Origin of the sequence: Vulcanisaeta souniana JCM 11219 (assembly GCF_026000775.1) — an archaeon.
Taxonomy (GTDB): Archaea; Thermoproteota; Thermoprotei; order Thermoproteales; family Thermocladiaceae; genus Vulcanisaeta; species Vulcanisaeta souniana.
On record NZ_AP026830.1, the window covers coordinates 2,211,713 to 2,224,769 of the forward strand.

Here is a 13,057-nt window from a genome sequence, read left to right on the forward strand (position 1 = left end):
CCTAGACATCAATATTATTACCCACGGCATAATCAAACAACTTAATGGCAATTCTCAGTAAGTCCTTATACAACGCCTTAGCCAGGATTTCGCGGAGAACATCGATAGAGACCTGCGAGTAATTATGCACTAGAACATTCCTGAAGCCTATCATCCTCCTAAAGATCCTCGAGTCATCACCACTTATAACACCGGCCTGGCTCAGGTAAATAGGTACCTCTGAGTACGTCGATGGCGCCTTAAGCCCTCTCTCAACCATTATGTGCGAGCCCATGTCGATTAATGCCTGTATTGCGACCTGTAACATATGTAACACGGCGTTCAGCAGTACGTAATCATTAAGTAATTCATTAATGCCATACCTGGAGACCAGGGTGTCAACCTCCTCAACATTCCTCTTAATAACCGCCAACAAATCACCTAGTCGACCCACGCAACTCACCAACCCTCCTCCTAATTAATTCATTAAATCCATTAACCCTTAAAAATACTTGGTAATCACCGTAGAGACTAACCGCCCTAACAACCTCCCTAATGAATACCCCACGGTCACCAATGTAGACAGGCACACCCTGAGCTAAAGCCCTAAACCTAACCTCAAAGGGCAGTAGTGGGTCATTAAGCACGGCAACATCAACCCCATCCTCAGGAACACCCAATGCCAGGGCAAGGTCGCTAATGAACATGGGTAATACATCAATAACGTTAACGTCATCCCTAAACAATACTGCAATATCCACATCACTAAGGGGACCAAACACCCCATAAACCAGCGAGCCGTAAAGCACAGCAAACTGAATAAAATCCTTATAATAATTATTAGTAATTACACCCCTAACAACACCCAACACCCTAAGGCACTGCTCACTACATGCATTCATTTAAAATCAAGGGTAATAGCCGATTTAAAAGGATTTATGGCTAAGTGAGCATGAATGTATAAAGAATTTAAGAATACCCTAGGAAATATTCAAAATGGTTAGGCGAATCAATACCAAGACATTGCTACTAGTAATTATTGTAGCGTTAGTAATTACTGATGCATACTCAATCTACACATAACCTCCAGGCGCCACCATTACCCATCTCATGCAGATTTGGAGACTCTGCATACTACATATTGAACAGCCATAACGGTAAACCAATATTCATGACCAAAACTAGCATGGGCATATACGGCGTTGCTGGAAACACCCTTTTACCAATGCCCATCCCGGCTTATGCGAACTAAACCTCATCAATAATAAGACGTGGAAACTACCCATAGTTGGAAATGTGACATCAGCGGTGTTTAATGGCAATGAAGTGGTCATATTCACCATGGCCAGGTATACCGTGTGGGCATACGGCGTCTTAAGTAACGGTACACTACTGTTCCATAAAGAGTTATGGTCATACTACACGTCATCATCGCTATGCTCAGGACCCTTTAGGCTTCAATTCGTGATTCAATCATACCTAGTTAATAATATACTAATAACGATACTACTTGGAGGAGTAGGATTCTTCATCATCCCCAGCCCTGGGTGCGTACCGCAGTCAGTAATGCTCCTGAACCCAATCAATGGTGACGTGATATTAAGCATAACTAAGCTCATTTAGATTGCGAATTCAAACATCGTAGGACCCTCATTGGGAATCGCTTATTTAGGCAATAACCACATCGTATATGTAATGAGCACATACTCACCATATACTGACACCGAAGAATTTACCTACTACCTAACAACACCAGAAACAATAATCAAGGACCAATGGTACTACACAATAAACGACACACCCTACCCAACAATCACCACAACAACACTACTAACAATACTATACGAAACAACCACAAAACAACCAAGAAAACAAAGAAACAAAACAAAATTTAAATAACCAAGTCACGAAACCTGCTGACCCTGACCAAGCCTATAAAGCAAACGCCTATAATTACGACTATTCCTCCTCCTAGGCACAAGATTTCTCCTAGGCTTAGCCGGAATCTTAGGCGTCTGACTCCTCACCTTACCTGCTTTTGTAAGACTGCCGTGGGACGGTACGTCTAATCACCCATCAACATTCAATTGAGGTTCTATTTAAGTGTTTCCTCATTGGTTGAGTGAGGATTATTGACCCCTGAGACCTCGGGGAACCCCCGCCCTTCAGGACGGAGAGGAGGTCAGCCTCCCTCTTCTCTTTGATTAATGTGAAGAAGCCCCTCCAGTCCTCGTGACTTGTTGAACATTAACCCTCAGCACGTGTTTATGCCTATCATAAACCTGCTTCTCAGTCCTAGCGAAATCAACCCCCTCCCCCCTCTTGAACTGCTGCATTCTTAACCAGTTCACTTCGTTCCAACACTTGGCTGTTGCTATAGCCAGTTCCTTTAGCTTCTCGTGGGTGTTCTTGTCCACGATGAGTTTAACTATGTTAGTCCTCTTCACTGTTGGCATTTCCTATACACATCAATTAACCTCCTAATCACATCATCATAAGTCTCCCTAGGATGAACCTTCAACCTCCTCAACTCCTCCTTAGTATCCCTCCCAACCCTAATCGGCTCAGTAACAGGCATACTACAGAGGTAGCAAGAAGTAGCTTAAAACCTAACCCCGCCCCTAGAAGGGGCGAGGCTTGTCATTCTTCTTGTCGACTAGTGACGTGGGCTTGGCATCGGCCATAGCCAATGATTTGAGGGCGGCTGGGTTCAACGTCAGTGTTCATAACCGTGATGGTGAGTTCGAGATATACGTGCCCATCAGGACACTAGGCGTATCCTGAGGATGCTCGGCGTCTATGAGAGGTTTTATGGCGAGCCGAGGAGGTTGCCGAGTGTTGATGATGTGGTTGGCGTGCTGAGGAGGTATGGCATCAGGAGGTGGCATGTGCATGAGGCGAGGGCTCGTAATGGCAATGGCTATGAGTACACCGAGGCCTGTGTATTGATCTCCCTGGGTAATTCCGGGGAGGCCAGGAGGCTTAGGGATGAGCTTGTTAGGCTTGGTGTTAGGGTTCGTAAGGTTGTTTGGGGCACCGTGATTATATGCAACGGTGAGGATAGAGAATTGCTCATTCACGCCCTTAGTGCCATGGCGCCTCAGTAGTGGTTTGTTCCCAAGCCCTGTATTGCTTAGTCGTTGATTTGGGGGCGCGTCATTGGTGGGTTCGCGTCCCTCATGTAATGACTTATGGAAGGGTTCGTGAATAGTGGGTGGCATGGCTTAGCATCTCTACGTGAAGGATAGGTATGTAATTGAGGGCCAGTTATCTACATTATAAACGTCGAGAAGCCAATGCAGGAATTGCCCATAGGGTGGAACCATTCATTGTAGGATATGCACCATCATACGAAGTAAGGCAAACCTTGCCGTCACTAATATTTCCATGATTATTAAATCTCGTGTTTAACCTGGTGGGAGGAGCGTTATGTGAGGAGGCTCTTGGGATGGGGTGGGTTAGGAGTGGTTTAATTAATTGTTGACTAAGCCAAAGCTTGCCTTTTTACTAATTGGGCTTAGCCCCTGAGGGGCCCACCGACGGTATTGGGAGGATATAGAGCCGCGCGTTCAATCGCTAATCCCAGGGATAGTATCAGCATTTGTATCATGAGCACACCTAATGCCTTTAACTCCATAGCCCATGGTAACGAGCAACCCCGTTGAAACTACGTTAACGTTAAATCTACGTGATTTCCTCGAAGTCTTCTTCGTGGATGTGCCTGATAATTTTTATACCATTGGCCCTGGCAAGCTCCACAGCCTTGTTGAAGTCCCTGGCCTTGAATACGTAGGCGATTACGGCAACGACTTCCCTACCCGCCATTGCCCGCCTCAACTTATTGACCTTCTCCACGAAGTCCTCCACATCCCTAAACCTAAGCGTAGTCTTAACCTCAGCCACAACCACCTTATCACCAACATCAGCGTAACCATCAAATTCGCCTATATTCTCAATTACGTGCCTTTCGAGTCTCTCAATATTGAGGTTAAGCCTTCTCCTGATCCAGGTGGGTAGGTAGTGCCTAGTATCACGCTCAATCAATAAACCAATGCTCTTGGAAAGCCCACCATAATTCCTAGAGAGATCACTAAGTCTACGTTTAATATCGCTAACCTCCTTCCACATCCTCTCAATATTCTCATTTATTTTCCTAACTTCCTGCCATAATTTCTCCACTTCCTGCCATAGCTTCTCCTGGTTCTCAAGGATTTTTTGACTTATCTCAATATGCCTTTGGCTAATCTCTAGAATATTTCTCGTAATCTCCAAGTGACTTTCCTCTACTTTTGCGAGTTGCTCAGTAATTTCGAGCACTTTATTCAATGTATCTATCATGACCGCTTGATTCCTGGCGAGACCATCAACGGCATTAAGCACCTTATTTAGTGCATCAATTAATTGCTTAAGGCTTGATTGAACATCAGTGATGCCTAGCAACCCCATCACTGCATACCTAAGCTCCTTATCACGCTCTAGTAATTGTAGGAGTTCGTCCTTAAGCTCCACCAGTAATAAACGGGTTCTCGGGTTAAAAAGCCTATTTAAAAATATGGTGAGACAAAACCAAGCACGACAGAAGTATTCATTTAATATAGCTAATTCAGAATAAAAGCTACGGTAGCAACCCACTGCCCAGTTATTGAGCTGGCTGTTCTACGCCTATAATAATTTACTCATGTATTGATTTAGGTAGTTCATTAGCCTAATACCAGCGTCCCTACTCAGCGGCACCTTGATAATGACCTTATTGTCGTTTATTACGAGTTCGTAGGGTATCCCATAAACGGTCATTAACACGTGCTGAATGAACATTAGGTCAATGAGGAACTCCTTATCACCATAAAGGAGGTGCGCAAGAAGCCAAGCCCTAAACCTAAACCACAACTCCCCAAACGCCGCACCAACGCCAACCCAACCACCGAGGATCCAACCAATGCCCGCAATACCGAACAACAGCGGGATTAGGATGGCGATTACGAATATGGCACCATTACTAGTTGAGAAGTAAAACGTATAAAATAACAATGAAACAATGATACCCACAATAATTACCACAAACCCAACTGATAAATCAAGAAGGCGCATCATTAAAGTGACTGAATCATCAATTTAAATTTTAATTTAAAACGAAATCTTCATTAACTGCAGACAGACAGCCAACCGGAGCTTGCTGGTGAGTTGAGTATTGCTGTGCCCGATGTAACGTAGTAAATACCCGCTGGGTATAGGTCCCAAGTAACTGATGCGGTTGCAACCTGCCCAGAGACGCCATAACCATTCTCATTAATGCCAAAGTAGAAGCCTGTTGACTCCTTAACCTGGACAAACGAGACCGGTGGTGAGAATGGGACTTGTGGTGCCGCTAAGTTGCCCCAGCCACTTCATACTTGTCCGCCAATGGTTATTTCGTTGTAGAAGGTGTACCCAGGTATGCCGCCAACGTTTATCCAGCCCGTGGCCCAGTAAATACTTGATACACAGTCAGTCTCGTACTGCACATACTGATCAGCCTTGGCTACTGTTAAACCAAACACGTCCTTAAGATCCCACTCAATGGAATCGGTCACGATTAGGTTATCACCGTATTCACTGGGCTTCGGTAATAGTACGTTTATGGCGTAGGGCACATACTTGAGGAGGCTGGATCCGTTTTATTTAACTCCTGCAATACCTGACTATCGAGTAGGTACGTGAGTAATACAGTGGTGAATAGGGCAGCCGCGCCAAGGATGATTATGAGCCCCCTCTTATTCATTGTTCGGTTCATTAAGTTACCTTATTTTAACTAATATATATCGCTGGTATTATTTTTGAAAAATTCCTGGGTAAGGTTGATGAGGCATTTTGGGCATTGAGCTATGGTGATTGGCGCATCCTAGGCTGAGGAGGTGATGAGCTGGGGTTAGATGATCATTAAGGATTGTTGGTTAATCGCCGTCGGCCCGGTTTACATCACCGGTTCAGTGGGGACGGGAGGAGCTCATCCAATTACTTACTCACCAGCACTTCCCTTATCAACCTTTCCCAATCCTAGTCCTGGTTAGATTCCCTTATTTTGTACCCGGCGATTTCATGGTAATCATATAGTTAATCGGTAAATGGGTTCCCACGTATAGCAATACATACGTGAGCTATACACAATAGTGATGTGGTCTTGCCAAAACTTAAATATCCCTGAATCTAAAGTTTAGTGTTGACATGCCTCAGAATTACACCCGTTTGTTATATGGGCTTGGTGTTGCTATCTTTCTTAACCCGTTTGCCTGGGTCCTCATCATTCCTATTGCTTTAACTAATGGTTTCTCACCATCAATGCTTTATTGGATAGCTATTATAGCTATTTCGGTTATCGGCTTCGCCCTAATAACCAAGTTCCTTAAGGATGATGTTGTGGAGCTTGGACTTAGTTTTAGGAGGGCTCTTTTTCAGTCCTCGGTCTACTTAGCCCTATGCCTTATCATGCCCATTGGCGAGCTCGGCTTTATATATGCCGTCACGGGCTTCCCGCCGCACTTAAGTATTTCAGCACTTACGCCTAGCAATTTAGCTGTTCTCTACATGGCTACCTACGTCCCAGTAATAATCATCACTTTAATACCCATCTACGCCTTTGCCGCAACCCTCCTCAGTACGTGGTGGTTTAGGTCCGCGGCAAGGGGCGTATATGCCGTGCCCTAATTCCTCAAAAGATATTTTAACTACGTTGTTGTAATTACTCTGTGGTTGTTGTATTAAGGCGGTTGTCGCTTGAGGATTATGGCCCCTTTACTAAGCTTGATGTCGAGCTTGGCGATATCACGATATTCGTTGGTAGGAATAACACGGGCAGAAGCACGGCACTGGAAGCCATTACATTACTCCTCTCATCAATCAACAACTTTAGGGTAATAACATCCAGCATTGACGTGCTTTCGAACCTTGGGTTAAGGAGCAGGTACTTAATTAATTTGAGGAGTAATAAAGGTGTTGCGGTTGTTTCCGGCGATGTGGTTAGCCAGGGCATGAAGCATAGTATTGAGGTGATGGTAATCAGGGGCATTAATGGGCTGGGTGATCTCCGTGATAACGCGGTACGAGAGATCATTAGATCAATTACTGAATTAACACCGACATCTCAGAAAATACTTATGGAGGCATTTCATCGAGTATTACGGGAACGTAAGGATGGTAAGGATATTACTGAGGCGTTTAAGGAGTTTGTTGATGGTGTGATTTCCGTACTTAATAATCGTGTAGATGATTTGTTAGTGAATGCCGTTTTCGTAAGTACGTATATTGATGGTGAATTACTCAATGCTGCATTACTACCCTTAAGTGGAGTAAGGGTTAGTGAAGATATAATTGATAAGTTAAAGGAACTAGGATTGAGTTCTTCCGAAGCCAGGAGATTATTGAATATTCAATTGGGGAAAGTTATTTCGGGAGGTCGGATTATTCTCACTAGTAAAAAGTTGAATGTTGAACCAATACGTGTTCAGCACTTGTCGTTACACCCATTTTTAATAGATGATTTACCCCCTGATAAGCAGACGGAATTGATTGACCTATTGAGGAAGGAGATTCGTTATTTCTATGATTATAGGGGTGGGCAGGTTATTCTTAATTTTGATGGTAGTAGGGTCTCCGTACCCTACGCCCTGATGGGTGATGGCTTTAAGGCCTTGGTTAGGATGCTCGGTCTCATTGTCATGGGCGTTGACGTTACCCTGATTGATGAACCAGAGGCTCATTTACACCCTGGCTTTATGGAGGTGATTACTAAGTACATGGTTGAGCCCAGGTTCCTTGATCGTATTCAGTTCGTGATGGCAACACAGTCACTTGAGTTCCTCGACTACTTGCTTAGAGCGGCTGAAAAAAGCGGTGTCCTTGGTAGGGTTAGGCTTGTTAGGCTCTACTTGATGCCTAATGGTAGTATTGATTATGAGCAGTTGAGTGGTGAGGAGGCGTATGAAGAGATGGATGAACTCAAGTCGGACCTCAGGGGTCCCTAGCCATGCTTTGATTATACTATGTGAGGGTAAGCACGATTATGAATTTATTAAGGAATTGATCAGTAAGATAAACGTTAAGTGTGACGTTAAGGACCAGGGTCCCAGGGATAAGGACTTCATTATTGGGCACGTCGTGGATGGCAAACGGCTTTCTTACGTTCCTATCATCATTGAGGGTGGTAAGGATAGGCTTGATGGTAATGTTAGGCTCCTAATTAGTAAGTTACGTTCCGTCCATGGATCATCTACCTGGGTGTTGATTCTGCGTGATTCCGACTCTAATGATGCAGATAGCGCCTTCGATAAATTAAGGCGTGATATTGTCAGCCTCATTAATAACCCCTCTAAGTTTTTGCTATATAAACCGAGCATGGATTGCGGGCAAGGAATCCGTGTGGGGTCCTTCGTGTACTATGACTGTGACTTGAAATATATGGATGGCGTTGTCCATTTTCGGTTTATCTTTGTGGTTCCATCTCTGGAGGTTTTTCTTCGTAATTATGAGTATGTTAATGATGATTCAAGACTTCATTATGCCATTGATAAAGCCCTTAGTGATCCAGGAATAGTAATGCAGTAGATATCTTTAGGGGTGCAGTCGGTTCATGCTTGTTTGATGAGTATTAGGGTTTTGGTTTCTTTTGTTTTTATGTTTCCCTTACCTTGATTAGTATTGGTTTTCTCAGTGGGTTCATTAGGCCTGCCACGAAGAATTCCCTAGTGCCTAATTGGGCTAGGGTTGCCTCGCTCACGTCAGCCAGGTCCATGTATGCGGCTATCTCCCTGAGATCACCCTGGGCGCTTAACCTGCTGAAGAATATTGTGCCGAGGTTAGCCCTAATGCTTGCTCTAATGTCCCTGGTTATTCTTTGGCTTGCTGTGATTAGTGATAGGCCCCACTTGCGGCCTTCCCTGGCTGTGGTCTCGATGGCGTCGCCGCAGATAGTCCATTCATTCTCAGGTACGTAGTTCTGAGCCTCATCGATGACGAAGACTAGGTCTAGCGGTGACTTGCTGGCTTTAACGAGTCTCCAAGCTGCATCAATGACGTCGGCAACAATTGCCTGCTTAACCACTAACTCAGGGTCAAGGCTCAGGTCAATGGTCACTAGGCTTGAGCTTAATGCCCTGTTGATTATGTCCATGGGCGACAGAGACCTCCTGTTGAGTTCCTCGAAGAATTCATTCTCTATGAAGTAGTCAATGAAGAGCCTGGCCTTCTCCACAGTGGAGTCCCTGGCGCCCAGTCCCCTCATGCTATCCACCAAGTGCCTTATGAAGGACATCTTTTCCCACTTCACGGGCTGGCCTACCTGCCTTGACTGATTGTCAAGTTGCGGATCCAATAATTGCGCTGATTGTTGTTTCTTCATTTTCTTGTCGCTGCTCACGTACGTGATTACGGCTACCTCCAGGTACTCACCGAAGGTCTGCCAATTAAGCCTAGCCTTCTCGGCAATGACAGAGGCTATTGTGGGTGGTGAGATGGATATCTCCTTAGACGTGATAACTCTATCCTTAAAATACGGCGTGTAATCCACACCACTGTGATCAAAGATGATCACGTGCTTCCCAACTCTGATCAACTCCTCAACTAATACCTTAACGAGCCTGGATTTACCCACGCCAGTGGCCCCAAATATGCCGATGTGCTGATTGGCAAAGCTGGCGTCTAGGTTAATGGGCCAACCACTGTACTTATGATTGCCGACATGTATTGATAAGTTGGGCTTCACGTAATCATTGAGGAACTTGCCATCCCTAATCACAAAGACCTTAGAGCCTGGTGTTGGTACATGCCTAACCTCAAGCACGGACTTAGTACTCGGTTTTAAAGCTGCGTAGAGCCTAACCATGGCCGACGTGAAGGGCATGAGTATTGTTTGGTCAAGGACCTCAGGCCTGTCAACGAAGGGTGACCTAACCCTGTCCCTAATTAGTGGTTCGAGTTTTGTCACATTCCTAATCACGCCGAGGAGTAGTTCATCTTCGAGGGATGGATCATTAATAATGACGAGTTGTTCCTCTAGGGCCATGTTTTCGTTCTTCTTATAGAATTGAATGGGGACTAAACCAACCGATGCACCGCTTGTGGTTATCCCAATCTCTATGCAACACCTATCAAGCATACATGATTTAATCCCAGGAAGACTTATAAATTAAATACGTACATAAACCACCAATTACCTATCACAGGATTCATCTCTTTTCCTCAAATAATAAAATCATCACGTGTTTAAAGTTCCGATGCCTTCTGAATAATCTATAGGGCGTGAATAATCAATAGACCAGTAGGATTATTACACGGTTTTTCTATAGGTTATTAAATTGAAAATAAGTCATGATTTGCCTATAAATAATATATTTGTAAACTATAAGATAAGTATTTAATTTCAAAATATTTTAAACTGGTAAAATCTATTGATAAGGGGAAATTTTTTAAAAGGAGAGCAACAATCTATATTTCACTATGTCAAATCCACCGGAAAGGGGTCCTGAGATAGGCGAAAAGAGTGCAATAAAGAGTGATAAGCAATTAAGGAGAGCCCTGAACCAGTGGGATATTGCTTTCCTGGTCGTTGGCGCAATGATCGGTAGCGGCTGGTTATTTGGTCCACTTGGTGCAGCATCTACAGCAGGCCCAGCAGCTATACTGTCCTGGTTAATAGCTGGCTTCCTAATGATATTCATAGCATTGGCATATGCTGAGATTGGTGGTATGCTACCCAAGACTGGTGGTATCGTTAGGTATCCGCAGTACACACATGGCGGTTTCACATCATTCCTAATGGGTTGGGCATACTTCCTGAGCGCCGTCACGGTCGCGCCATCTGAGGCTATAGCAGCTGTGTCGTACATGTCCAGTTACTTACCGCAATTAATGTCCAGTGGATTATTAACCCCATTGGGCACTCTCGTGGCCGCTGTTTTAGTGATTTTCTTCTTCTTTCTTAATTGGTATGGTGTTCATGTCATGGGCAAGACAAATACGGGTGTTGGCTGGTGGAAGCTTCTAATACCAACCCTAACCTTCATCTTATTAATGACGCTTGCAATGCATGCTATTAATTATTCAGGCCTAGCTGGTGGTTTCATACCGTATGGATGGTCTGCTGTTTTCCTTGCAATACCAACCACCGGTATAGCCTATTCTTACTTAGGTTTTAGGCAGGGTATTGACTATAGTGGCGAGGCAAGGAAGGCAACTGACGTGGTTTGGGGTACAATAATTGGCTATGTAATTGTCATGTTTATATACGTAATGCTCCAAGTGGCATTCGTGGGCGCGGTTAATTGGGGTGCCGTTAAGGTTAGTCCAGGTAATTGGCAAGCTCTATATTCCTCAGTACTCAGTAGTGGTCCCTTCTATGAGATCATGACTACGAGTGGTATAGCCATACTCGCGGGTTTTGCCGTAATACTACTCATAGACGCAATAATATCACCATCAGGTACGGGCTGGATATGCATAGGCACAACGGCTAGGACAATATATGGATTAGCAGCTGATGGGCACTTACCGCAGACATTCCTGAGACTAAATAAGTATAGGGTTCCGTTGTGGCCTATGATAACAGCTTTGGTGCTTGGTTTATTATTCCTGCTGCCATTCCCAACCTGGTTTTCAATATCATCATTCATAACTATGACAACCGTATTCACTTACATAATAAGTGGCCCATCGTTAATGACACTCAGGAAGATGGCACCGAACGCCAATAGACCAATTAAGTTATCCGCCGCTTCAGTCATTGGTGCAATAGCCACAATAGCCGCCTTCCTAATTGTTTATTGGTCCACCTTCTACGTCCTATGGTTTGCAATAGCCCTAATACTTGCTGGCTTACCATTGTTTTACATGTACACGATGGTTAATAAGTACGGAGCCAGTAGAACAACGGCAATAATCTTAGGGATTATTTACTGGGTGGTCCTAGTACTATCCACATACTTCCTAATATACCTGCCATTTGCTGCTCCAGCTGGTTGGCCAGCTTCGTCACCGACCACAATGCTTAAGTTTGAACCTACGCACTTAATCGATTTCGTATCATACGTAGTGATAATGATTGCAATGGTAGTTGGCTTAACGCTCTATATGGCGTCAACGACTAAAGACCGCGAAACAGCCATGAAGCACATAGGAGCTGGTTGGTGGGTTGTGGCAACGATATTCTCGGCATACGTGCTATCATTCCTAGGCTCCTTCAGCATATTCCAGACGCCAATTATACCATTCCCGTGGGATACAGTGATAGCGGCATTGGTAGCCCTTGGGTTATACCTGTATGGTTCATATAGTGGTATATTCACTGAGGACCTTGCGGTTGCATTGAAGGAATTGGGAGGCGTCTAGGTAATTTTAACATCCAATCACAGGGGTTTCCTTAAAAATACCCCCTTTAATTGTATCCTGATGATATTAAGAAGTACGGGAATTATCCTAGCCCTGGATGTGGAGTGGAGTGTTGATAGATCCATTGCATTCCTTAATGACCTTAGTGAATTGATTGATGCAGTTAAGGTTGGTTGGTATCAATTACTGAACATGGGTCCGCAGGGAATTAGGGAACTAACCACTAACGTGGATAAGTACTTCCTGGCAGACCTTAAACTTGGGGATGTGGCTCACATTAATGAATACGTGATTAAAAAGATGCATGAATTGGGCATTAATGGCGTAATAATGCATGCAATAACTGGCAGGGAAAACCTAATTACTACCGTGAATACAGCCCATAAACTGGGCGTCGACATATATCTATTAGTCTCCATGAGCTCTGGTGGTGAGTTGTATGATAGTAACCTCAGGTATAACGTGTCCCTTGGCATGAGTCTCAATGTTAGTGGGTTTATTGTGCCAGCAACGAAACCAAGTGTAATAAGGCAGGTAAGGACTATGGTTGGCGGCGGGTACCAGTTATTGTCACCGGGCATTGGTGTTCAGGGTGGTAAACCCGGCTGTGCCATAGCCAATGGTGCCGATTTCGAGATCATAGGCAGGGCAATAATCAATAGCGAATCACCCAGGAAAGCAGCCCTTGATTTATTAAATTCAATTAGGGGTGCAGGGTGCTAGT

The 13,057-nt window shown here is 44.4% G+C and carries 17 protein-coding genes and 2 pseudogenes; 9 read left to right on the forward strand and 10 right to left on the reverse strand.

Features of this window, described 5'->3' with window-relative positions; genetic code table 11:
• Position 1: 1 nt before the first annotated feature.
• Both hepT and Vsou_RS12030 read right to left on the reverse strand, forming a co-directional pair.
• Complete coding sequence (gene hepT, locus Vsou_RS12025; protein WP_188603080.1) at positions 2-442, reverse strand: type VII toxin-antitoxin system HepT family RNase toxin; 441 nt, start codon at positions 440-442, stop codon at positions 2-4.
• Positions 417-881, reverse strand: coding sequence for a nucleotidyltransferase domain-containing protein (locus Vsou_RS12030; RefSeq protein WP_188603081.1), 465 nt, complete (start codon positions 879-881; stop codon positions 417-419). Before Vsou_RS12030 ends, hepT begins: the two co-directional genes overlap by 26 nt.
• A 394-nt stretch (positions 882-1,275) precedes the next feature.
• Between Vsou_RS12030 and Vsou_RS12035 the strand changes: the two genes are divergently transcribed.
• Both Vsou_RS12035 and Vsou_RS12040 read left to right on the forward strand, forming a co-directional pair.
• On the forward strand, positions 1,276-1,602 hold the full coding sequence (locus Vsou_RS12035) for a hypothetical protein (protein WP_188603082.1): 327 nt from the start codon (positions 1,276-1,278) through the stop codon (positions 1,600-1,602).
• Between the two features lie 72 nt (positions 1,603-1,674).
• Positions 1,675-1,878, forward strand: coding sequence for a hypothetical protein (locus Vsou_RS12040; protein ID WP_188603083.1), 204 nt, complete (start codon positions 1,675-1,677; stop codon positions 1,876-1,878).
• A 5-nt stretch (positions 1,879-1,883) separates the two neighbouring features.
• On the opposite strand, the pseudogene Vsou_RS12045 reads toward Vsou_RS12040, so the two are convergent.
• The 3 genes and pseudogenes from Vsou_RS12045 to Vsou_RS12055 form a co-directional block, all read right to left on the reverse strand.
• Positions 1,884-2,042 (reverse strand): annotated as a pseudogene (locus tag Vsou_RS12045) (30S ribosomal protein S30e); the annotation flags it as partial.
• 115 nt (positions 2,043-2,157) lie between these two features.
• Positions 2,158-2,426, reverse strand: a pseudogene (locus Vsou_RS12050) (RNA-guided endonuclease TnpB family protein); the annotation flags it as partial.
• A complete protein-coding gene (locus Vsou_RS12055; RefSeq protein WP_264890736.1) occupies positions 2,423-2,557 on the reverse strand; it encodes a DUF7557 family protein in 135 nt (44 codons plus the stop codon). The gene Vsou_RS12055 and the pseudogene Vsou_RS12050, both read right to left, overlap by 4 nt.
• 59 nt (positions 2,558-2,616) lie before the next feature.
• Between Vsou_RS12055 and Vsou_RS12060 the strand changes: the two genes are divergently transcribed.
• Positions 2,617-2,763, forward strand: coding sequence for a hypothetical protein (locus Vsou_RS12060; RefSeq protein WP_188603085.1), 147 nt, complete (start codon positions 2,617-2,619; stop codon positions 2,761-2,763).
• 2 nt (positions 2,764-2,765) lie between these two features.
• Positions 2,766-3,086 (forward strand): hypothetical protein, encoded by a 321-nt coding sequence (locus tag Vsou_RS12065; protein WP_188603086.1) that lies wholly within the window; start codon positions 2,766-2,768, stop codon positions 3,084-3,086.
• Between the two features lie 577 nt (positions 3,087-3,663).
• Here Vsou_RS12065 and Vsou_RS12070 read toward each other — a convergent pair.
• The 4 genes from Vsou_RS12070 to Vsou_RS12085 all read right to left on the reverse strand — a co-directional run bounded on the left by Vsou_RS12070 (position 3,664) and on the right by Vsou_RS12085 (position 5,737).
• Positions 3,664-4,488, reverse strand: a complete 825-nt coding sequence (locus tag Vsou_RS12070; protein ID WP_188603087.1) for a DUF8196 domain-containing protein — start codon at positions 4,486-4,488, stop codon at positions 3,664-3,666.
• A 153-nt stretch (positions 4,489-4,641) separates the two neighbouring features.
• Positions 4,642-5,070, reverse strand: a complete 429-nt coding sequence (locus tag Vsou_RS12075; protein WP_264890737.1) for a hypothetical protein — start codon at positions 5,068-5,070, stop codon at positions 4,642-4,644.
• Positions 5,071-5,363: 293 nt separating this feature from the next.
• Positions 5,364-5,609 carry a hypothetical protein gene (locus Vsou_RS12080; protein WP_054843641.1) on the reverse strand — a complete coding sequence of 82 codons (246 nt, stop codon included), beginning with the start codon at positions 5,607-5,609 and terminating at the stop codon, positions 5,364-5,366.
• Positions 5,594-5,737 carry a hypothetical protein gene (locus tag Vsou_RS12085; protein WP_188603089.1) on the reverse strand — a complete coding sequence of 48 codons (144 nt, stop codon included), beginning with the start codon at positions 5,735-5,737 and terminating at the stop codon, positions 5,594-5,596. Before Vsou_RS12085 ends, Vsou_RS12080 begins: the two co-directional genes overlap by 16 nt.
• Before the next feature lie 443 nt (positions 5,738-6,180).
• Here Vsou_RS12085 and Vsou_RS12090 point away from each other — a divergent pair, with 443 nt between their 5' ends.
• From Vsou_RS12090 to Vsou_RS12100, 3 genes are read left to right on the forward strand one after another with little or no spacing between them, the layout of a single operon-like run.
• Positions 6,181-6,660 carry a hypothetical protein gene (locus Vsou_RS12090; protein ID WP_188603090.1) on the forward strand — a complete coding sequence of 160 codons (480 nt, stop codon included), beginning with the start codon at positions 6,181-6,183 and terminating at the stop codon, positions 6,658-6,660.
• Positions 6,661-6,701: 41 nt separating this feature from the next.
• Complete coding sequence (locus tag Vsou_RS12095; RefSeq protein WP_188603091.1) at positions 6,702-7,976, forward strand: ATP-binding protein; 1,275 nt, start codon at positions 6,702-6,704, stop codon at positions 7,974-7,976.
• A gap of 7 nt (positions 7,977-7,983) precedes the next feature.
• The gene (locus tag Vsou_RS12100; protein ID WP_188603092.1) at positions 7,984-8,556 is read left to right on the forward strand and encodes a hypothetical protein; all 573 of its coding nucleotides are present in this window, start codon (positions 7,984-7,986) and stop codon (positions 8,554-8,556) included.
• 67 nt (positions 8,557-8,623) lie between these two features.
• Here the strand turns inward: Vsou_RS12100 and Vsou_RS12105 are convergent, their stop codons facing one another.
• The gene (locus Vsou_RS12105) at positions 8,624-10,105 is read right to left on the reverse strand and encodes an ATP-binding protein (protein ID WP_188603093.1); all 1,482 of its coding nucleotides are present in this window, start codon (positions 10,103-10,105) and stop codon (positions 8,624-8,626) included.
• A gap of 341 nt (positions 10,106-10,446) precedes the next feature.
• Here Vsou_RS12105 and Vsou_RS12110 point away from each other — a divergent pair, with 341 nt between their 5' ends.
• Together Vsou_RS12110 and Vsou_RS12115 are read left to right on the forward strand one after the other, a co-directional pair.
• Positions 10,447-12,333, forward strand: coding sequence for an APC family permease (locus Vsou_RS12110; protein ID WP_188603094.1), 1,887 nt, complete (start codon positions 10,447-10,449; stop codon positions 12,331-12,333).
• 60 nt (positions 12,334-12,393) lie between these two features.
• Positions 12,394-13,056: an orotidine 5'-phosphate decarboxylase / HUMPS family protein gene (locus Vsou_RS12115; protein ID WP_054843635.1), complete on the forward strand. Its 663-nt coding sequence runs from the start codon at positions 12,394-12,396 to the stop codon at positions 13,054-13,056.
• Position 13,057 lies beyond the last annotated feature (1 nt).